Below are 20,186 nucleotides of genomic sequence, written 5' to 3'. Positions count from 1 at the left end.
TTTCCTGCAACCCTGGCTACGCGGCCCAAGAAGCCGTATTGCGCATGGCTGCCGGAATTTCTGGATGAGCGTCCCGGACACCCATTTGGGACCACTGATGAGGGTAATAACTGTGCTTGAAGCCTACCGCAAACACATCGAAGAGCGTGCCGCCCAGGGTATCGTGCCCCAGCCGCTTAACGCCGAACAAACCGCAGGCCTGGTCGAGCTGCTGAAGAATCCCCCTGCTGGCGAAGAAGCAGTCCTCGTCGACCTGATCACCAATCGCGTTCCACCAGGAGTGGACGAAGCCGCCTACGTCAAGGCCGGTTTCCTTTCCGCCATCGCCAAGGGCGAAGCCACCTCGCCGCTGATCGACAAGAAGCGCGCCGTTGAGCTGCTGGGCACCATGCAGGGCGGCTACAACATCGCCACCATGGTCGAGCTGCTGGACAACGCCGAACTGGCCCCTGTCGCCGCCGAACAGCTCAAGCACACCCTGCTGATGTTCGATGCCTTCCACGACGTCGCCGAGAAAGCCAAGGCGGGCAATGCCCACGCCAAGGCCGTGCTGGAATCCTGGGCCGCCGGTGAGTGGTTCACCAGCAAGCCAGCCATCGCTGACAAGTACAGCCTGACCGTGTTCAAGGTCCCTGGCGAAACCAACACCGACGACCTGTCCCCTGCCCCGGACGCCTGGTCGCGCCCTGACATCCCGCTGCACGCCCTGGCCATGCTGAAAATGGCCCGTGACGGCATCGTGCCTGAGCAACAAGGCGCCATCGGCCCGCTCAAGCAGATCGAAGAAGTCAAAGCCAAAGGCTTCCCGGTTGCCTACGTCGGTGACGTGGTCGGTACCGGTTCTTCGCGCAAATCCGCCACCAACTCGGTGCTGTGGTTCTTCGGCGACGACATCCCGTACGTACCGAACAAGCGCGCTGGCGGCTTCTGCTTCGGCTCGAAAATCGCCCCGATCTTCTACAACACCATGGAAGACGCCGGCGCCCTGCCGATCGAGTTCGACGTGTCGAACCTGAACATGGGCGACGTCATCGACGTCTACCCGCACGCTGGCAAAGTCTGCAAGCACGGCACCGAAGACGTCATCACCACCTTCGAACTGAAGACCCCGGTGCTGCTCGACGAAGTCCGCGCTGGCGGCCGTATCCCGCTGATCGTCGGCCGTGGCCTGACCGAGAAAGCCCGCGCCGAGCTGGGCCTGGGCCCAACCGACCTGTTCAAGCTGCCTGAAGCACCTGTCGACACCGGCAAGGGCTACACCCTGGCACAGAAGATGGTCGGTAAAGCCTGCGGCCTGCCGGAAGGCAAAGGCGTGCGTCCAGGCACCTACTGCGAACCGAAAATGACCACCGTCGGCTCCCAGGACACCACTGGCCCGATGACCCGTGACGAGCTGAAAGACCTGGCGTGCCTGGGCTTCTCCGCCGACCTGGTCATGCAGTCGTTCTGCCACACCGCGGCCTATCCGAAGCCGATCGACGTCACCACCCACCACACCCTGCCGGATTTCATCCGCACCCGTGGCGGCGTGTCCCTGCGTCCAGGCGACGGCATCATCCACAGCTGGCTGAACCGCATGCTGCTGCCGGACACCGTCGGTACCGGTGGTGACTCGCACACCCGTTTCCCGATCGGTATCTCGTTCCCGGCCGGTTCCGGCCTGGTCGCCTTCGCCGCTGCCACCGGCGTCATGCCGCTGGACATGCCGGAGTCGGTACTGGTGCGCTTCAAGGGCAAGCTGCAACCGGGCATCACCCTGCGTGACCTGGTCCATGCCATCCCTTACTACGGCATCCAGAAAGGCCTGCTGACCGTCGAGAAGAAAGGCAAGATCAACGCCTTCTCCGGCCGCATCCTGGAAATCGAAGGCCTGGACGAGCTGACCGTCGAGCAAGCGTTCGAACTGTCCGACGCCTCGGCTGAACGTTCGGCTGCCGGTTGCACCATCAAGCTGCCAGAAAAAGCCGTTGCCGAGTACCTGAAGTCGAACATCACCCTGCTGCGCTGGATGATCAGCGAAGGCTACGGCGATGCCCGCACCATGGAACGCCGCGCGCAAGCGATGGAAGCCTGGCTGGCCAACCCGCAACTGCTGGCTGCCGACAAGGACGCCGAATACGCCGAGATCATCGAGATCGACCTGGCCGACGTCAAAGAGCCTGTGCTCTGCGCCCCGAACGACCCGGACGACGCTCGTCTGCTGTCCTCGGTACAGGGCGAGAAGATCGACGAAGTGTTCATCGGTTCGTGCATGACCAACATCGGTCACTTCCGCGCTGCCGGCAAGCTGCTGGACAAGGTCAAAGGCTCGATCCCGACCCGTCTGTGGCTGTCGCCGCCAACCAAGATGGACGCTCACCAGCTGACCGAAGAAGGCTACTACGGCATCTACGGCAAGGCTGGCGCGCGCATGGAAATGCCGGGCTGCTCGCTGTGCATGGGTAACCAGGCACGTGTTGCGGCGAACTCGACCGTAGTGTCGACTTCGACCCGTAACTTCCCGAACCGTCTGGGTGATGGTGCCAACGTCTACCTGGCCTCTGCCGAGCTGGCCGCTGTTGCCTCGATCCTGGGCAAGCTGCCAACCGTCGAAGAGTACATGGAGTACGCGAAGAACATCGACAGCATGGCTGCCGACGTTTACCGCTACCTGAGCTTCGACCAGATCGCCGAGTTCCGTGAAGCCGCTGCGAACGCCAAGATTCCGGTTGTTCAAGCCTAAGCTGACTTAGCGTGAAAAAAAGCCCCGCCAATTGGCGGGGCTTTTTATTGGGCCTGCTTTGCAGGCCATCGCTGGCAAGGCCAGCTCCCACAGGGAATGTCTACACAGGACCACTGTGGGAGCCGGCGTTGCCGGCGATGAGGCCCTTCAGATCACGAACAAATCCACAAACCGCTGCACCGCCGTCGCCTCAAGCGCCGCCTGGTCTTTGCACAAGACAAAGATCTCGGCGCTGCGCTGCCCGGTAAAACGCGTCGCCAGGTTGGCCTTGAACTTCTCTTCCAGCAATGGAATCCCCTCGGCCCGACGGCGGCGATGGCCAATCGGGTACTCCACCACCACTTGCTCGGTGCTCGAGCCATCGTTGAAGAACACCTGCACGGCATTGGCGATCGAGCGTTTGTCGGCCTCCAGGTATTCGCGGGTGAATCGCGGCTCTTCGACGATCTCCATCTTCTCGCGCAGGCGGTCGATGATCGGGTGCGCGGCATGGAAATCATCTTCGTACTGCTCAGCCACCAGATTACCGAAAATCAGCGGCACGGCGGTCATGTACTGGATGCAGTGATCGCGGTCGGCAGCATTGGCCAGGGTGCCGACCTTGGAGATGATGCGGATCGCCGACTCATGGGTGGTAATGACGATACGCTCGATTTCATGCAGGCGGTTGCGCACCTGCGGGTGCAAGGTCACTGCCGCTTCGCAGGCGGTCTGGGCATGGAATTCGGCCGGGAAGCTGATCTTGAACAGCACGTTTTCCATCACGTAGCTGGCGTACTTCTGACTCAGGCTGAAGGCACGCTTGTCTTCAGGCTTGAGCGCCAGGTCCTTGTTGGTGTGGCTGAACAGCACGTCATAAAAGCCCCACTGTGGCGCCGTCAGCACCCCGGGGATACCCATCTCGCCACGCAGGGCGATATCGGCCAGGCGCACGCCCCGGCTGGAGGCATCGCCCGCCGCCCAGGACTTGCGCGAACCGGCGTTCGGCGCATGGCGGTAAGTGCGCAACGCCTGACCATCGACAAAGGCATGGGAAAGCGCTGCCAGCAGCTGTGCGCGATTGGCGCCCATGAGCTTGGCGCACACCGCCGTCGAGGCGACCTTGACCAGCAGCACATGATCGAGGCCAACGCGGTTGAAGGAGTTTTCCAGGGCAATCACGCCCTGGATCTCGTGGGCCATGACCATCGCCTCAAGCACCACGCGCATGCTCAACGGTGGTTCGCCATTGGCCACGCGCTTTTGCGAGAGGTGATCGGCCACGGCGAGAATGCCGCCGAGGTTGTCCGAGGGGTGACCCCATTCGGCGGCCAGCCAGGTGTCGTTGTAGTCGAGCCAACGGACGATGCAACCGATGTCCCAGGCCGCCTTGACCGGGTCCAGGCGGTAGCTGGTACCTGGTACCCGCGCGCCGAACGGCACCACCGTGCCCTCCACCAACGGCCCCAGGTGCTTGGTGCATTCCGGGAAGCGCAGGGCCAGCAGGCCGCAGCCCAGGGTGTCCATCAGGCAGTTGCGCGCCGTGTCCAGCGCCTCCTGCGACTCGACCTTGTAGCTGAGAACGTAATCGGCGATGTCCTGCAGCACCCGGTCGTAGTCGGGACGGTTGTTCAGATCAACGTTGGCACTCATTTCACATCTCACTGTTGACGTAGGTAACAGGGAGCCAAGCGCCGCTACTGGTTAGAAGGCATCACCGGGTACCCGTACCCAGCCCTCCATCAGTACGCGAGCGCTACGGCTCATGATTGCTTTGGTGACAGTCCACTCACCGTTCACCTGGCGGGCTTCGGCGCCGACGCGCAGGGTGCCCGAGGGGTGACCGAAACGTACGGCCGTGCGCTCGCCACCACCGGCGGCGAGGTTGACCAGGGTGCCGGGCACTGCCGCAGCCGTACCGATGGCAACCGCGGCGGTGCCCATCATGGCGTGGTGCAACTTGCCCATGGACAGCGCCCGTACCAATAGATCAACGTCGCCGGCGGCCACGGCTTTACCGCTGGATGATTGATAGGCCGTCGCTGGCGCAACAAAGGCGACTTTCGGCGTGTGCTGGCGCTTGGCGGCTTCGTCGATATGCTCGATCAGGCCCATGCGCACCGCGCCATAGGCACGGATGGTTTCGAAACGGGCCAGGGCCTGCGGGTCGCTATTGATCGCCTCCTGCAGTTCGGTACCGGTGTAGCCGAGGGCCTCGGCCTGGATGAAGATGGTCGGGATGCCGGCATTGATCAGCGTGGCTTTCAGGGTGCCGACACCGGGCACCACCAGGTCGTCGACCAGGTTGCCGGTGGGGAACATCGAGCCACCCTCGCCGTCTTCGTCGGCGGCCGGGTCCATGAATTCGAGCTGCACTTCGGCGGCCGGGAAAGTCACACCGTCCAGTTCGAAGTCACCGGTTTCCTGCACTTCACCATTGGTGATCGGTACGTGGGCAATAATGGTCTTGCCGATATTGGCCTGCCAGATGCGCACCACCGCCACGCCGTTATGCGGGATGCGGCTGCTGTCGACCAGGCCGGCGCTGATGGCGAACGAACCAACGGCTGCCGAAAGGTTGCCGCAGTTGCCGCTCCAGTCGACGAACGCGGTGTCGATCGAGACCTGGCCGAACAGGTAGTCGACATCATGCTCGGGCTTGATGCTGCGCGAGAGGATCACGGTTTTGCTGGTGCTCGACGTCGCGCCGCCCATGCCGTCGATCTGCTTGCCGTAGGGGTCGGGGCTGCCGATCACCCGCAGCAGCAGTGCGTCGCGGGCCGGGCCCGGGATCTGCGCGCTTTGCGGCAGGTCGTCGAGGCGGAAAAACACGCCCTTGCTGGTGCCGCCACGAATGTAGGTGGCGGGGATTTTGATCTGGGGTACGTGAGCCATGGCTGAGTTGTCCTGTGAGTGCTTTGGGGGAGCTATCGCGGGTCAAGCCCGCTCCCACAGTTCAGTGGGAGCGGGCTTGACCCGCGATGAGGCCCTACCTCAAACCGCGACCGCCGATTCGAGGAAGTCCTGGGCAAAGCGCTGCAGCACCCCGCCCGCTTCGTAGATCGACACTTCTTCGGCGGTATCCAGGCGGCAGGTCACCGGCACTTCGACACGCTCACCGTTGGCCCGGGTGATGACCAGGGTCAGGGTCGCCCGCGGGGTGCGCTCGCCCAGCACGTCGAAGGTTTCAGTGCCGTCGATGCCCAGGGTCTTGCGGTTGACACCCGGCTTGAACTCCAGCGGCAACACGCCCATGCCCACCAGGTTGGTACGGTGGATACGCTCGAAACCTTCAGCGACGATGGCCTCGACACCGGCCAGGCGCACGCCCTTGGCCGCCCAGTCACGGGACGAGCCCTGGCCGTAGTCGGCACCGGCAACGATGATCAGCGGCTGCTTGCGCTCCATGTAGGTTTCGATCGCTTCCCACATACGGGTGACCTTGCCTTCCGGCTCGATGCGCGCCAGCGAACCCTGCTTGACCTTGCCGTTTTCCTGGACCATTTCGTTGAACAGTTTCGGGTTGGCGAAGGTTGCGCGCTGGGCAGTCAGGTGGTCGCCCCGGTGGGTGGCGTAGGAGTTGAAGTCTTCCTCCGGCAGGCCCATTTTCGCCAGGTACTCACCGGCGGCGCTGTCGAGCATGATGGCGTTGGACGGCGACAGGTGGTCGGTGGTGATGTTGTCCGGCAGCACCGCCAGCGGGCGCATGCCCTTGAGCGTGCGCTCGCCGGCCAGGGCGCCTTCCCAGTACGGCGGGCGGCGGATGTAGGTACTCATCGGGCGCCAGTCGTACAGCGGGGTAACCTTCGGCCCGGTATCTTCCTGCACGGCGAACATCGGGATGTACACCTGGCGGAACTGCTCGGGCTTGACCGCGGCCTTGACCACTGCGTCGATCTCTTCGTCGCTTGGCCAGATGTCTTTGAGGCGGATTTCCTTGCCATCGACCACGCCGAGCACGTCCTTCTCGATGTCGAAGCGGATGGTGCCGGCAATCGCATAGGCCACCACCAGCGGCGGCGACGCCAGGAACGCCTGCTTGGCGTACGGGTGGATACGGCCGTCGAAGTTGCGGTTGCCCGAAAGCACGGCGGTGGCGTACAGGTCGCGGTCGATGATCTCTTGCTGGATGACCGGATCAAGCGCACCGGACATACCGTTGCAGGTGGTGCAGGCAAAAGCGACGATGCCAAAACCGAGCTGCTCCAGCTCGTCATCCAGGCCCGCCTCTTTCAGGTACAGGGCCACGGTTTTCGAGCCCGGTGCCAGCGACGACTTGACCCACGGCTTGCGCGCCAGCCCCAGCTTGTTGGCGTTGCGCGCGAGCAAACCGGCGGCAATCACGTTGCGCGGGTTGCTGGTGTTGGTGCAACTGGTGATGGCAGCGATGATCACCGCGCCATCGGGCATTTGCCCCGCTACTTCGTCCCACTGGCCGGCGATGCCCTTGCTCGCCAGGTCACTGGTGGCGACCCGGGCGTGCGGGTTGGACGGCCCGGCCATGTTGCGCACCACGCTGGACAGGTCAAAACGCAGCACCCGCTCGTATTCGGCGTTGGCCAGGCTGTCGGACCAGAGGCCTGCGACCTTGGCGTAGGTTTCCACCAGCTTGACCTGCTCGTCTTCCCGGCCGGTGAGCTTGAGGTAGTCGATGGTCTGCTGGTCGATGGAGAACATTGCCGCGGTGGCGCCGTATTCCGGGGCCATGTTGGAGATGGTCGCGCGGTCGCCCAGGGTCAGGGCGCGAGCACCTTCGCCGTAGAATTCCAGGTAGGCGCCAACCACCTTTTCCTTGCGCAGGAATTCGGTCAGGGCCAGCACCACGTCAGTGGCGGTGATGCCCGGCTGCGGCTTGCCCGAAAGCTCGACGCCGACGATCTCCGGCAGGCGCATCCACGAGGCGCGGCCGAGCATGACGTTCTCGGCTTCAAGGCCGCCAACGCCGATGGCGATCACGCCCAGGGCATCGACGTGCGGGGTGTGGCTGTCGGTGCCGACACAGGTGTCCGGGTAGGCCACGCCGCGTTCGGCATGAATTACCGGCGACATTTTCTCCAGGTTGATCTGGTGCATGATGCCGTTGCCCGGCTGGATCACGTCGACGTTCTTGAACGCCTTCTTGGTCCAGTTGATGAAGTGGAAACGGTCTTCGTTGCGGCGGTCTTCGATAGCGCGGTTCTTCTCGAACGCCTGCGGGTCGAAACCACCGCATTCAACCGCCAGGGAGTGGTCGACGATCAGTTGCACCGGCACCACCGGGTTAACCTGGGCCGGGTCACCGCCACCTTCGGCGATGGCGTCGCGCAGGCCGGCGAGATCCACCAGCGCGGTCTGGCCGAGAATGTCGTGGCACACCACCCGGGCCGGGAACCAGGGGAAGTCGAGGTCGCGCTTGCGCTCGATCAGCTGGCCCAGCGAGGCATTGAGGCTGGCCGGGTCGCAGCGGCGCACGAGGTTTTCTGCCAGCACGCGCGAGGTATAGGGAAGACGGTCATAGGCGCCGGGCTTGATCGCATCGACCGCCGCGCGGGCGTCGAAATAATCCAGGCCAGTGCCCGGCAGGTTCTTGCGAAATTCACTATTCATGGCACAGGGACTCAATCACGGTAAGGTCGGTGGCACAGCGGCCAGCCCGGAACCCTGTGGGAGCTGGCCTTGCCAGCGATGCAGCCAGCGCGGTGCACCTGACACCGCGTCGATTCCATCGCCGGCAACGCCGGCTTGCTCCCACAACAGCACAAGCTCCAGTGCTGGCCCAGTGAGCCAGTCTCAGCGTTGTTCGATTGGCACGAACTTGCGCTGTTCGACGCCGGTGTACTCGGCGCTCGGGCGGATGATGCGGTTGTTGGCTCGCTGTTCGAACACATGCGCCGCCCAGCCGGTCAGGCGCGAGCAGACGAAGATCGGGGTGAACAGCTTGGTCGGGATGCCCATGAAGTGGTACGCCGAGGCATGGTAGAAGTCGGCGTTGGGGAACAGTTTCTTCTGCTCCCACATGGTCTTGTCGATGGCTTCGGACACCGGGTACAGCACAGTGTCACCCACCTCATCGGCAAGCTTCTTCGACCAGGCCTTGATCACTTCGTTACGCGGGTCGGACTCTTTGTAGATGGCATGGCCGAAGCCCATGATCTTGTCCTTGCGCGCCAGCATCTGCAGCAGCTCGGTGACCGCTTCCTGCGGGCTCTGGAAGCGCTCGATCAGCTCCATCGCCGCTTCGTTGGCACCGCCATGCAGCGGGCCGCGCAGCGAGCCGATGGCGGCAGTGACACAGGAGTACAGGTCGGACAGGGTTGAGGCACAAACCCGGGCGGTGAAGGTCGAGGCGTTGAATTCGTGCTCAGCGTAGAGGATCAGCGAGACGTTCATCACCTTGACGTGCAGCTCGCTCGGCTTCTTGCCGTGCAGCAGGTGCAGGAAGTGCCCGCCAATGGTGTCTTCGTCGCTACTGCAGTCGATGCGTACGCCATGGTGGCTGAAGCGATACCAGTAGCACATCACCGCCGGGAACAGCGCCAGCAGGCGATCGGTCTTGTCGCGCTGCTGCTCGAAGGTCAGTTCCTGTTCCAGGGTGCCGAGCACCGAGCAACCGGTACGCATGACGTCCATCGGATGGGCGTTGGCCGGAATGCGTTCTAGCACTTCCTTGAGGGCTTGCGGCAGGTCGCGCAGGGTTTTCAGCTTTTGCTGGTACTCGTCCAGCTCTGCCTTACTCGGCAGCTCGCCGTACAGCAGCAGGTAAGCGACTTCTTCAAACAGCGCGTGCTCGGCCAGGTCGCGCACGTCGTAACCACGATAGGTCAGGCCGGCACCGGCCTGGCCCACGGTCGACAGTGCGGTTTGCCCGGCCACTTGACCACGCAGGCCGGCACCGCTGAGTACTTTTGCTTCGGCCATGTCTTTCTCCACTTTTGAAATTGTTATGGAATCTTGGCTAATCGCGGGGCAAGCCCGCTCCTACAGGTTCGAGCATTCAGCCCTTTTTCTGGGCGAACAGGGCGTCGAGCTTCTGCTCGAACACGTGATAGTTGATGGCGTCGTACAGCTCCATGCGAGTCTGCATGGTGTCGATGACGTTTTTCTGCGTGCCGTCGCGACGCAGCGCGGTGTAGACGTTTTCGGCAGCCTTGTTCATGGCGCGGAAGGCCGACAGCGGGTAGAGCACCAGCGAGACATCGACCGAGGCCAGTTCTTCGGTGGTGTACAGCGGCGTGGCGCCGAATTCGGTGATGTTGGCCAGGATCGGGGCTTTGACCCGGTCGGCGAAGGTCTTGTACATCGAAAGTTCGGTAATGGCTTCCGGGAAGACCATGTCGGCACCGGCCTCGATGCAGGCGGCAGCGCGGTCCAGGGCCGCTTCCAGGCCTTCGACGGCCAGGGCGTCGGTACGCGCCATGATCACGAAGCTGTCGTCGGTACGGGCGTCAACCGCGGCCTTGATACGGTCGACCATCTCCTGCTGGGTGACGATCTCTTTGTTCGGGCGGTGGCCGCAGCGCTTGGCGCCGACCTGGTCTTCGATATGAATGGCAGCGGCGCCAAACTTGATCATCGACTTGACCGTGCGCGCAACGTTGAACGCCGAGGAGCCGAAACCGGTATCGACGTCCACCAGCAGCGGCAGGTCGCAGACGTCAGTGATGCGCCGTACGTCGGTCAGCACGTCGTCCAGGCCGCTGATACCCAGGTCAGGCAGGCCCAGGGAGCCTGCAGCTACGCCGCCACCGGACAGGTAAATGGCCTTGAAACCGGCACGCTGGGCCAGCAGCGCGTGGTTGGCGTTGATCGCACCGACCACCTGCAACGGGTGTTCGGCGGCAACTGCATCGCGAAAGCGCTGGCCGGGACTGCTTTTCTGACTCATGACTCACCTCGTGGGCTGGTAGCGTCCAGATAGTGACGCTCGATGTTGCGTTTGGAGGCGCCGATGTGGCGGCGCATCAAGAGCTCGGCCAGTTCACCGTCACGGTCGGCGATGGCATCGAGAATCCGGTGGTGTTCGGCGAACGCCTGGCGTGGCCGGTTGGGCGTGGCGGAAAACTGGATGCGGTACATGCGCACCAGTTGATACAGCTCGCCGCAGAGCATCTGCACCAGGGTGCGGTTGCCGCTGCCCTGGATGATCCGGTAGTGGAAGTCGAAATCGCCTTCCTGCTGGTAATAACCGAGACCGGCCTGGAAAGTGGCGTCGCGTTCGTGGGTGTCGAGCACCCGGCGCAGCTCGTCGATCTCGGCTACGCTCATACGCTCGGCGGCCAGGCGGCAGGCCATGCCTTCGAGGGACTCGCGGATTTCGTACAGTTCGATCAGTTCGGCGTGGCTGAGCGACACCACCCGCGCCCCGACATGCGGTACGCGCACCAGCAGGCGCTGGCCTTCCAGGCGGTGGATGGCCTCGCGCAGCGGCCCGCGGCTGATGCCGTAGGTGCGTGCCAGCTCGGGCTCGGAGATTTTGCTGCCGGGGGCGATCTCGCCTTTGACGATGGCCGCCTGGATACGCCGGAAGACGTTTTCCGAGAGGGTTTCGCTGTCGTCTGCCACTGTGCCGGGGGCTTGGGCTGTGTCCAGCATATTGTCGACACCTCATAAATCAATGAGGGCAAAACTAGCCAAATCGGCGCACAGAGTCAAAGACAAAATGAATATTGTCGACAATCGTCTAAGAACGAACTTCGAGGTCCTCGCTGTTGTCTGAGTGCAGCCGCTGGCGCCAGCACACCAGCGTGATAGAATGCCGCGCCTCCCGACGGGGCACGAATAGTGTGTCTGTCATCTGTTTATGCAGGTGCCAGGTAAACGAGGAAGCTTGCGCAGTACTGCCAGTGGCCTTGACCCGAACATCGCACAGCACCGCGCCAGGATTTATGAGACTTACGCCCCTCCCACTGTTGTTCAGCCTCTGTCTGTTGCCGGCCCTGGGCCAGGCTGCGGAAAAGACCGTGTACGGCCTTAATGAATACGCCCGCCTGGCCGATATCGACCTGGAAGTGGCGGCCAAACTCGACACCGGGGCCAAGACCGCCTCGCTCAGTGCCCGCGACATCAAGCGCTTCAAGCGCAACGGTGAGTCATGGGTGCGCTTCTACCTGGCAATTGACGCTGCCCACTCACATCCGATAGAACGACCACTGGCCCGCGTCAGCAAGATCAAGCGACGCGCCGGTGATTACGACCCGGACGAAGGCAAGGCCTATACCGCCCGCCCGGTGATTGCCATGAACATCTGCATGGGTACGGCCCTGCGCAGCATCGAAGTGAACCTGACCGACCGCAGCGCGTTCCAGTATCCGCTGCTGATCGGCTCCGAGGCCCTCAAGCACTTCGACGCGCTGGTCGATCCAAGCCTTAAATACGCTGCCGGCAAACCCGCCTGCGCCACTGACGCTCACACCGCAGAGTAATCCTGATGCGCTCTCTTACCCTCCATCTGAAAGTCCTGATTACCGTCCTGGTGCTACTGGGCATCCTGGTCACGGCCTATCAGATCTTCTTTCTCGGCATTCCGGTGACCGAGGACGAAACCGATGACCTGTGGAACATCGACGCCAAGGTCGAGTTCGTCGCCAGCCCCAAGGACCCGGTCAAGGTCCAGATGTTCGTGCCGCCGCTGAGCCGCGACTATGTGAGCCTCAACGAGAGCTTCATCTCCAACAACTACGGCGTCAGCGTCAACCGCGTCGACGGCAACCGCAAGGTGACCTGGTCGGCCCGTCGCGCCAGCGGCAACCAGACCCTCTACTACCGCCTGGTGCTGACCAAGCGCTACAGCACCGAAAAAGCCAAGATCAAAGGCCCGACCTTCCGCGACAGCCTGGCGGTAGAAGGCCCCGAGAAGATCGCCGCCGAAGCCCTGATGGCGCCTATTCGCCAGCACTCGGCCGACGTCGAAACCTTCGTCGGCGAGACCATCAAGCGGGTCAACAACCTCAACGACGACAACGTCAAGCTGCTGCTGGCCGGCGATACCTCGTCGCTGAACAAGGCCAAGGTCATCGACCTGCTGCTGTCGATTGCCCACGTGCCGGTGGAGAAGGTGCACACCATCCGCCTGGTCGCCGACCAGCCGCAAACCCCGGAACTGTGGCTGCGCAGCTTCAACGGCACTGACTGGCTGTACTTCAACCCGGACACCGGCGAGCAAGGCCTGCCGGCCGACCGCCTGCTGTGGTGGACCGGTGACGACAACCTGATCACCGTCGATGGCGGCAAGAAAGCCAACGTCAGCTTCAGCCTCAACAACAGCGAAATGAACGCCATTCGCCTGGCCAAGCTGACCGACGAGAACACCGACGCCGACTTCCTCGAGTACTCGCTGTACGGCCTGCCGCTGCAGACCCAGCAGACCTTCATGATCATGGTGATGATCCCGATCGGCGTGCTGGTGATCCTGGTGCTGCGCAACCTGATCGGCCTGCAGACCCTGGGCACCTTCACCCCGGTACTGATCGCCCTGGCCTTCCGCGAAACCCAGCTGGGCTTCGGCATCATCCTGTTCACGGTGATTACCGCGCTCGGGCTGTCGCTACGCTCCTACCTTGAACACCTTAAGCTGCAGATGCTGCCGCGCCTGTCGGTGGTGCTGACCTTCGTCGTGGTATTGATTGCCGCCATCAGCCTGTTCAGCCACAAGCTGGGCCTGGAACGCGGCCTGTCGGTAGCGCTGTTCCCGATGGTGATCCTGACCATGACCATCGAACGCCTGTCGATCACCTGGGAAGAACGCGGCGGTGGCCATGCCATGAAAGTGGCGATCGGCACCCTGTTCGCCGCCTCGCTCGCGCACCTGCTGATGAGCGTGCCGGAACTGGTGTACTTCGTCTTCACCTTCCCGGCGGTACTGCTGATTCTGGTGGGCTTCATGCTGGCGATGGGTCGCTACCGCGGCTACCGCCTGACGGAGCTGGTGCGCTTCAAGGCTTTCGTGAAGGCTGACGCCTGATGTTCGGTCTCTGGAAAACCTGGAAAGCCCTGGAGGCCCGGGGCATCATGGGTATCAACCGGCGCAATGCGGACTACGTCCTCAAGTACAACAAGCGCCATTTGTACCCGATCGTCGACGACAAGATCATCACCAAGGAGCGTGCGATCCAGGCCGGCATCCATGTGCCGGAAATGTACGGGATCATCTCCACCGAGAAAGAGATCGACAAGCTCGGCGAGATCATCGGCGGGCGCAGCGACTTCGTCGTCAAGCCTGCCCAGGGTGCCGGCGGCGACGGCATCCTAGTGGTTGCCGATCGCTTCGAGGACCGTTACCGCACGGTCTCGGGCAAGATCATCAGCCACGAGGAAATCGAGCACCAGATCTCCAGCATCCTCACCGGCCTGTATTCCCTGGGCGGTCACCGCGACCGCGCGCTGATCGAGTACCGCGTCACCCCCGACCAGATCTTCAAGAGCATCAGCTACGAAGGCGTGCCGGACATCCGCATCATCGTGCTGATGGGCTACCCGGTGATGGCCATGCTGCGTCTGCCAACCCGTCAGTCCGGCGGCAAGGCCAACCTGCACCAGGGCGCCATCGGCGTCGGCGTTGACCTGGCCACCGGCGTGACCCTGCGCGGCACCTGGCTGAACAACATCATCAGCAAGCACCCGGACACCACCAACGCGGTGGACGGTGTGCAACTGCCGAACTGGGACGGCTTCATGAAGCTTGCCGCCGGCTGCTACGAGCTGTGCGGCCTGGGCTACATCGGTGTCGACATGGTCCTGGACCAGGACAAGGGCCCGTTGATCCTCGAGCTCAACGCCCGCCCCGGCCTGAACATCCAGATCGCCAACGACTGCGGCCTGACCCTGCGCACCCACGCGGTCGAGGCCCACCTGGAGCAACTGGCCAAAGACGGCCGCCAGGAAAGCGCCGAAGAACGCGTGCGCTTCGCCCAGGAGCTGTTCGGCCACGTGCCGAGCTGAGTCCACATCCTGTTCGCGCCAGCCTGCCCGGCTGGCGCGCGCTGGAGCCTCTATGTCGTAGTCAGCGCTAGGAGCATTTCCTACAGAGGACTACAATCGCCTCCCCGCATTCATAGCTGTTACTTGCATGCCGACCTGTACGCTCCACCCCCTGCCCTACCAGGCCGACCCCGCCGCCTACTTCGCGCGCATCCGCAAGGCGCCCGGCGCCGTGTTGCTCGACAGCGCCCGGCCAGACGCCGAACGCGGCCGCTTTGACCTGCTCAGCGCCTGGCCCCTGCAAACCCTCGCGCCCACTGCGGCTGAAAGCGGCAGCGCCTACCTGCAGCGTCTGCGTGAAAGCCTGGCGCAGCTGGGCCAGGCGCAGGTACCGGATGGCATCGAGTTGCCGTTCGCCGGTGGCCTGATCGGTTACCTGAGCTACGACTTTGGCCGGCGCCTGGAGCATCTGCCGAGCATTGCCGTCGATGACCTGGGCCTGGCCGATGCCAGTCTTGGCCTGTACGCCTGGGCACTGATCAGCGATCACCGCCTGCAAAGTAGCCAGCTGCTGTTTCACCCAAGCCTGAATGCAGCCGAACGCCAGCGCCTGATCGAACTGTTCGAAGCACCAGCCACTATCGATACCGCCAGCTTTACCCTGCAAGCACCGATGCGCGGCGATATCAGTGCCCAAGGCTACCAGCAGGCCTTCGATCGGGTGCAGCAATACATCCATGCCGGTGACTGCTACCAGATCAACCTCACCCAACGCTTTCGCGCCCCCTGCCAGGGCGACCCCTGGCACGCCTACCAGGCCCTGCGCCAGGCGTGCCCGACGCCGTATTCGGGGTTCCAGTTGCTGGCCGACGGCAGCGCGCTGCTGAGCTTCTCGCCGGAGCGCTTCATCCAGGTCAGCAAAGGCCAGGTCGAAACCCGACCGATCAAGGGCACCCGCCCGCGCAGCAGCGACGCCGACGAAGATGCGCGCAACGCCGCCGAACTGCTGGGCAGCAGCAAGGATCGCGCAGAGAACCTGATGATCGTCGACCTGCTGCGCAACGACCTCGGGCGCACCTGTGAGATCGGTTCGGTGAAGGTCCCGGAACTGTTCAGCCTGGAGAGCTACCCCAACGTCCATCACCTGGTCAGCAGCGTCACCGGGCGCCTGGCGGCCGGCAAGGATGCCCTGGACCTGATCGCTGACAGCTTCCCCGGCGGCTCGATCACCGGCGCACCGAAGATCCGCGCCATGCAGATCATCGACGAGCTGGAACCCAGCCGCCGGGCGCTGTACTGCGGGTCGTTGCTTTATGTGGACGTGCGCGGCGAGATGGACAGCTCTATCGCCATCCGCAGCCTGCTGGTCAAGGACGGTCAGGTGTGCTGCTGGGGGGGTGGCGCAGTGGTGGCGGATTCGGACTGGCAAGCCGAATACGAAGAGTCGATCACCAAGGTCAAGGTGTTGCTCGAGACCTTGCAAGGCCTCTGAAAAGCATCGCCGGCAAGGCCGGCTCCCACAGGTAATGCATACACTGGACCCTTGTGGGAGCCGGCCTTGCCGGCGATGGGCTGCAGCGCAGCCCCAAAACCGTCAGAGGCTCAACGACCGGCTCGACGCCTTGATGAACTCTTTCTTCAGCGCCGCAAAATCATGCACCGCCGGGAACTGCGGAAACTCGCGAATGACGTTGTCCGGCGCATGGAACAGAATCCCCGCATCCGCCTCGCCAAGCATTGTGGTGTCGTTGTACGAATCGCCTGCGGCAATCACTCGGTAATACAGACTCTTGAAGGCCAGCACCGACTGGCGCTTGGGGTCTTTCTGGCGCAGCTGGTAGCCGGTGACCCGGTCGTTTTCATCGGTGATCAGGCGATGGCAGAGCAGCGTCGGGAAGCCCAGCTGGCGCATCAACGGCTGGGAGAATTCATAGAAGGTGTCGGAAAGAATCACCACCTGGAAACGCTCGCGCAGCCAGTCGACGAACTCGATGGCGCCGTCCAGCGGCTTGAGCGTGGCGATCACCGCCTGGATATCGGAAAGCTTCAGGCCGTGCTCATCGAGGATGCGCAGGCGCTGTATCATCAGCACGTCGTAATCGGGAATGTCGCGGGTGGTGGCCCGCAGCGATTCGATTCCGGTTTTTTCCGCGAAGGCGATCCAGATTTCCGGGACCAATACACCTTCCAGGTCGAGACAGGCAATTTCCACAGCACACTCCTCGAACAACGCCAAAAATGGGAAGCCGCACTCTACATGCGCGGCGTCTACCCGGGCAATTTTTGTTAAGATCAGGGCATTACGAGCGCCAAGCGCCATTCAATGACCGGAAGCCGCCTGATGAGCCAACCCTTCGACGTCGCCGCCCTGGCCGCGACCTACGCCAACAAGTCGCCGCAAGACATCCTCAAGCTGGCCTTCGAGCACTTCGGCGATGACCTGTGGATTTCCTTCAGCGGTGCCGAGGACGTGGTGCTGGTGGACATGGCCTGGAAGCTCAACAAGAACGTCAAGGTGTTCAGCCTCGACACCGGCCGCCTGCACCCGGAAACCTACCGTTTCATCGACCAGGTGCGCGAGCAGTACAAGCTGCCGATCGAGATCCTCTCCCCCGATCACAGCAAGCTCGAGCCCTTCGTCAAGGAAAAGGGCCTGTTCAGCTTCTACAAGGACGGCCATGGCGAGTGCTGCGGCATCCGCAAGATCGAACCACTGCGGCGCAAGCTGAGCACCGTCAGCGCCTGGGCCACCGGCCAGCGCCGCGACCAGAGCCCGGGTACCCGCAGCCAGGTGGCGGCGCTGGAAATCGACAGCGCGTTTTCGACTCCCGAGCACACCCTGTACAAGTTCAACCCGCTGGCGCAGATGAGCAGCGAGGAAGTCTGGGGTTACATCCGCATGCTCGAACTGCCATACAACAGCTTGCACGAGCGCGGTTTCATCAGCATCGGCTGCGAGCCCTGCACCCGCCCGGTGCTGCCAAACCAGCACGAGCGCGAAGGCCGCTGGTGGTGGGAGGAATCGACCCAGAAGGAATGCGGACTGCACGCCGGCAACCTGATCACCAAGGGCTGACCTCCTCGCGCTGGCAATAGCGCTCCAGGTGCTGCTCCAGGTCGACAATCGCCTGGCGCAGCATCTGTACCAGCTGGCTGATCCGGTGGGCCGGGGCCTTTGCGCTACAGGCCTGTTCCAGTTGCATACAAACCGCCAGCACCTCATGGGCGCGGATCATTCGCGCGCCGCCCTTGAGCCGGTGCACCAGGTCGGCCAGCGCCACCAGGTCCTTGCCATCGTGCAACCGGTCCAGCCCGCGCAGGTCCTGGCGATTGCTGCTGACCAGATCGCCGAGCAAGGACCGGACCTTGTCCTGGTCACCGGCAGCCAGCACCAGCAGGCTGGAGATGTCCATGCCCGGCAGCACCGGTACCGCTTCGCTCGCCACCGGCGCCACTACCCGGCCAGCTACACCACCCAACGCTTGCTGCAGATCATCGATGCTCAAGGGCTTGAACAAGCAGTCATTCATCCCCGCTGCCCGGCAGCGAGCGCGCTCGGACGCCTGGGCGTTGGCGGTCACCGCCAGCACCAGGCACGCCTCGCGTCCGCTGCGCCGTTCATGCTCGCGGATCGCCCTGGCCAGCCGATAGCCATCGAAAATCGGCATGTTGCAGTCGGCGATGACCACATCGAACGACTCGCGCAGCCAGCAGCGCAAGCCCTCGCCGCCGTGCTCACAGACCCGCACGCGATGCCCCAGGTAACCGAGCTGATGCATAAGCAGGATGCGATTGGCCGGATAGTCGTCCACCACCAGCACCTTCAACGGCTTGCTCAGGCCGGCGCTTTCCCGACGCCGGCCCGGGGCGTCGCTGGACGCCGCCGGTGGCAGGCAGGTCAGGTTCAACTGCACCTCGACACGGGTGCCGACACCGATACTGCTGTCCAGCTGCATGCGCCCGCCCATCAGTTCGCACAGCATCCGGCAGATGCTCAAGCCCAATCCCGCGCCTGGCAATAGGGTGTGCCCAGGCGCGACAAATCAGCCATGGGAATGCCGACGCCGGTATCTTCCACCACCAGGCTCACCGCCACGCGGCGCAGCCGACGCTGGGTGTGCAGGCAAACACGCACCGAGCCTTCGCGGGTGAACTTGATGGCATTGCTGATCAGGTTGGAAAGAATCTGCTTGAAGCGCAGGGCGTCGAGCAGCACGTCGCTGTCCAGCGTTCCGGTGACGTCCAGGTGCAGGCGCAAGCCCTTGCTCAAGGCCTGCTGATCGAACATGCGCACCACCCCTTCGACCTGCTGGCGCAACTGCGTGCGGCGCGGCTCAAGAAGCAGATGGCCGGACTCGATGCGGGTGACATCCAGCACATCGCCGAGCAGTTCGAGCAGGCCGCGCGCCGAGCTTGAGGCCACTTCGATGGCCAGCCGGTCGAGCACGCCCTGATCGGCCTTTTCCTGAGCCAGCTCGAGCATGCCCAGCAGGGCGTTCATCGGGGTACGGATCTCATGGCTCATGGTCGCCAGAAACGTCGTCTTGGCCTGGTTGGCCGCCTCTGCCTGTTCCTTGGCCGCTTGCAGTTCGGCGTACATCTCGGTCAGGGCGCGTTCGGCCCGTTCACATTTGCGGATCGACTGACGCAGGAAGTGAATCCACACCAGCGCCAGCGCCAGCAAGCTGCCGACCACTGCACAAGCCTGGGCAATCAGCCGACCGTTTTCGTGCCAGAAACTGTCGACAATCGCCAGCGTGGGGTTTTGCACCACCACTGCGTGCGCGTGCGCTTCAAAGGCGTGCAGGCCGCGGATTGCATCCGGCCAGATGCCTGGCGCTTCCTCCTCAGCCCCGGCCACCCCGGCCAGGCCCAGCAGTGCCAGCAACACCAGCGCCTGCAGCAAGCGAGCATGCACACAATTGGGCAACCTAAATGAGCAGGTTGCGCTTGGCGACATCCGCCAGGTCCACCAATGATTTGACCCTCAATTTCTCGATCAGACGGGTTTTGTATGTGCTGATGGTCTTGTTGCTCAACAGCATCGCATCGCCGATGGCCTTGTTGCTCAGGCCGCGGGCCAGTTGCTGCAGCACCAGCAGTTCACGGTTGGTCAGGCTGGCGATGCACTCGGCTTCCGAGGCCCGCACATCGACCCTGCTTACCGAGCTCAGGGCCACTTCCGGGAAGTAGGTATAGCCGGACATGACTGCGTGCACGGCCTTGCTCAGCTCGCACAGGTCATCGGTTTTCGACACATAGCCGACCGCGCCGGCCTTCATGCAGCGCAAAGAAAAATACTCAGCCTGCTGGGAGGTCAGTATCAGAATCTTCAGCGCAAGCTTCATCGCCTTGACCCGGGCAATCACCTCCAGGCCATCCAGGCCCGGAATACTGATGTCGAGGATCATCAGGTCAGGGCTCAGTTCGCGAGCCAGACGCACAGCGTCGATACCGTTGTCGGTCTGGCCGACGACGTTGAAGCGCTCGCTGACCAGCAGCAGATTGACGCTGGAGCGAATAAACGGGTGATCATCCACGATCAGGACACTGCTCATACCTTCCCTCATACCACGACGGTGATTCGGTC

14 protein-coding genes and 2 pseudogenes are annotated in these 20,186 nt (G+C 63.1%); 6 read left to right on the top strand and 10 right to left on the bottom strand.

Going from position 1 to position 20,186, the window contains the following annotated elements; all coding sequences use genetic code 11:
- Window positions 1–112 precede the first annotated feature (112 nt).
- The gene (gene acnB / locus ABIE20_RS16490; protein WP_045194717.1) at window positions 113–2,722 is read left to right on the top strand and encodes a bifunctional aconitate hydratase 2/2-methylisocitrate dehydratase; all 2,610 of its coding nucleotides are present in this window, start codon (window positions 113–115) and stop codon (window positions 2,720–2,722) included.
- A 147-nt stretch (window positions 2,723–2,869) separates the two neighbouring features.
- Here acnB and prpD read toward each other — a convergent pair whose 3' ends face one another.
- The 6 genes from prpD to ABIE20_RS16460 all read right to left on the bottom strand — a co-directional run bounded on the left by prpD (window position 2,870) and on the right by ABIE20_RS16460 (window position 11,272).
- Window positions 2,870–4,354 (bottom strand): 2-methylcitrate dehydratase, encoded by a 1,485-nt coding sequence (gene prpD / locus ABIE20_RS16485; protein ID WP_429505960.1) that lies wholly within the window; start codon window positions 4,352–4,354, stop codon window positions 2,870–2,872.
- Between the two features lie 51 nt (window positions 4,355–4,405).
- Window positions 4,406–5,596 (bottom strand): 2-methylaconitate cis-trans isomerase PrpF, encoded by a 1,191-nt coding sequence (gene prpF, locus ABIE20_RS16480; RefSeq protein ID WP_429505959.1) that lies wholly within the window; start codon window positions 5,594–5,596, stop codon window positions 4,406–4,408.
- Window positions 5,597–5,695: 99 nt separating this feature from the next.
- Window positions 5,696–8,287: a Fe/S-dependent 2-methylisocitrate dehydratase AcnD gene (acnD, locus tag ABIE20_RS16475; RefSeq protein WP_429505958.1), complete on the bottom strand. Its 2,592-nt coding sequence runs from the start codon at window positions 8,285–8,287 to the stop codon at window positions 5,696–5,698.
- Between the two features lie 183 nt (window positions 8,288–8,470).
- Entirely contained in the window at window positions 8,471–9,598 is a 1,128-nt protein-coding gene (gene prpC / locus ABIE20_RS16470) for a bifunctional 2-methylcitrate synthase/citrate synthase (protein WP_429505956.1), read from the bottom strand.
- A 76-nt stretch (window positions 9,599–9,674) separates the two neighbouring features.
- Entirely contained in the window at window positions 9,675–10,565 is an 891-nt protein-coding gene (gene prpB / locus ABIE20_RS16465; protein ID WP_045194726.1) for a methylisocitrate lyase, read from the bottom strand.
- Entirely contained in the window at window positions 10,562–11,272 is a 711-nt protein-coding gene (locus tag ABIE20_RS16460) for a GntR family transcriptional regulator (RefSeq protein ID WP_045194728.1), read from the bottom strand. Before ABIE20_RS16460 ends, prpB begins: the two co-directional genes overlap by 4 nt.
- A gap of 293 nt (window positions 11,273–11,565) precedes the next feature.
- Here ABIE20_RS16460 and ABIE20_RS16455 point away from each other — a divergent pair, with 293 nt between their 5' ends.
- The 4 genes from ABIE20_RS16455 (at window position 11,566) to pabB (ending at window position 16,088) form a co-directional block, all read left to right on the top strand.
- Window positions 11,566–12,102: an ATP-dependent zinc protease family protein gene (locus ABIE20_RS16455; protein ID WP_026001282.1), complete on the top strand. Its 537-nt coding sequence runs from the start codon at window positions 11,566–11,568 to the stop codon at window positions 12,100–12,102.
- Window positions 12,103–12,107: 5 nt separating this feature from the next.
- Complete coding sequence (locus ABIE20_RS16450; RefSeq protein ID WP_429505954.1) at window positions 12,108–13,640, top strand: inactive transglutaminase family protein; 1,533 nt, start codon at window positions 12,108–12,110, stop codon at window positions 13,638–13,640.
- Complete coding sequence (locus ABIE20_RS16445) at window positions 13,640–14,617, top strand: alpha-L-glutamate ligase-like protein (protein ID WP_038994472.1); 978 nt, start codon at window positions 13,640–13,642, stop codon at window positions 14,615–14,617. The genes ABIE20_RS16450 and ABIE20_RS16445 overlap by 1 nt, the downstream gene beginning before the upstream one ends.
- Before the next feature lie 127 nt (window positions 14,618–14,744).
- Window positions 14,745–16,088, top strand: coding sequence for an aminodeoxychorismate synthase component I (gene pabB / locus ABIE20_RS16440; protein WP_429505953.1), 1,344 nt, complete (start codon window positions 14,745–14,747; stop codon window positions 16,086–16,088).
- A gap of 102 nt (window positions 16,089–16,190) precedes the next feature.
- Here the strand turns inward: pabB and thrH are convergent, their stop codons facing one another.
- Window positions 16,191–16,808 carry a bifunctional phosphoserine phosphatase/homoserine phosphotransferase ThrH gene (thrH, locus tag ABIE20_RS16435; RefSeq protein WP_429505951.1) on the bottom strand — a complete coding sequence of 206 codons (618 nt, stop codon included), beginning with the start codon at window positions 16,806–16,808 and terminating at the stop codon, window positions 16,191–16,193.
- A gap of 129 nt (window positions 16,809–16,937) precedes the next feature.
- On the opposite strand from thrH, the gene ABIE20_RS16430 reads away from it, so the two are divergent.
- Window positions 16,938–17,672, top strand: coding sequence for a phosphoadenylyl-sulfate reductase (locus tag ABIE20_RS16430; RefSeq protein ID WP_429505949.1), 735 nt, complete (start codon window positions 16,938–16,940; stop codon window positions 17,670–17,672).
- On the opposite strand, the pseudogene ABIE20_RS16425 reads toward ABIE20_RS16430, so the two are convergent.
- The 3 genes and pseudogenes from ABIE20_RS16425 to ABIE20_RS16415 form a co-directional block, all read right to left on the bottom strand.
- A pseudogene (locus ABIE20_RS16425) lies at window positions 17,659–18,974 on the bottom strand (ATP-binding protein). The gene ABIE20_RS16430 and the pseudogene ABIE20_RS16425 sit on opposite strands and share 14 nt — an antisense overlap.
- Window positions 18,957–19,196 (bottom strand): annotated as a pseudogene (locus ABIE20_RS16420) (sensor histidine kinase); the annotation flags it as partial. The pseudogenes ABIE20_RS16420 and ABIE20_RS16425, both read right to left, overlap by 18 nt.
- 331 nt (window positions 19,197–19,527) lie before the next feature.
- A complete protein-coding gene (locus ABIE20_RS16415; protein WP_429505948.1) occupies window positions 19,528–20,154 on the bottom strand; it encodes a response regulator in 627 nt (208 codons plus the stop codon).
- Window positions 20,155–20,186: the final 32 nt, after the last annotated feature.

Source organism: Pseudomonas sp. 2835 (assembly GCF_050435905.1).
Lineage (GTDB): Bacteria > Pseudomonadota > Gammaproteobacteria > Pseudomonadales > Pseudomonadaceae > Aquipseudomonas.
Note: the sequence above shows the minus strand (reverse complement) of the source record. Positions and strands in the feature narration are given on the sequence as shown.

Excerpts from the sequence above, each read along its gene's own strand:
- ABIE20_RS16430 (WP_429505949.1), top strand. The coding sequence starts at position 16,938 with ATGAGCCAACCCTTCGACGTCGCCGCCCTGGCCGCGACCTACGCCAAC.
- prpF (WP_429505959.1), bottom strand. The coding sequence starts at position 5,596 with ATGGCTCACGTACCCCAGATCAAAATCCCCGCCACCTACATTCGTGGC.
- prpD (WP_429505960.1), bottom strand. The coding sequence starts at position 4,354 with ATGAGTGCCAACGTTGATCTGAACAACCGTCCCGACTACGACCGGGTG.
- pabB (WP_429505953.1), top strand. The coding sequence starts at position 14,745 with ATGCCGACCTGTACGCTCCACCCCCTGCCCTACCAGGCCGACCCCGCC.
- ABIE20_RS16455 (WP_026001282.1), top strand. The coding sequence starts at position 11,566 with ATGAGACTTACGCCCCTCCCACTGTTGTTCAGCCTCTGTCTGTTGCCG.
- ABIE20_RS16450 (WP_429505954.1), top strand. The coding sequence starts at position 12,108 with ATGCGCTCTCTTACCCTCCATCTGAAAGTCCTGATTACCGTCCTGGTG.
- acnD (WP_429505958.1), bottom strand. The coding sequence starts at position 8,287 with ATGAATAGTGAATTTCGCAAGAACCTGCCGGGCACTGGCCTGGATTAT.
- prpB (WP_045194726.1), bottom strand. The coding sequence starts at position 10,565 with ATGAGTCAGAAAAGCAGTCCCGGCCAGCGCTTTCGCGATGCAGTTGCC.
- prpC (WP_429505956.1), bottom strand. The coding sequence starts at position 9,598 with ATGGCCGAAGCAAAAGTACTCAGCGGTGCCGGCCTGCGTGGTCAAGTG.
- ABIE20_RS16415 (WP_429505948.1), bottom strand. The coding sequence starts at position 20,154 with ATGAGCAGTGTCCTGATCGTGGATGATCACCCGTTTATTCGCTCCAGC.
- ABIE20_RS16445 (WP_038994472.1), top strand. The coding sequence starts at position 13,640 with ATGTTCGGTCTCTGGAAAACCTGGAAAGCCCTGGAGGCCCGGGGCATC.
- ABIE20_RS16460 (WP_045194728.1), bottom strand. The coding sequence starts at position 11,272 with ATGCTGGACACAGCCCAAGCCCCCGGCACAGTGGCAGACGACAGCGAA.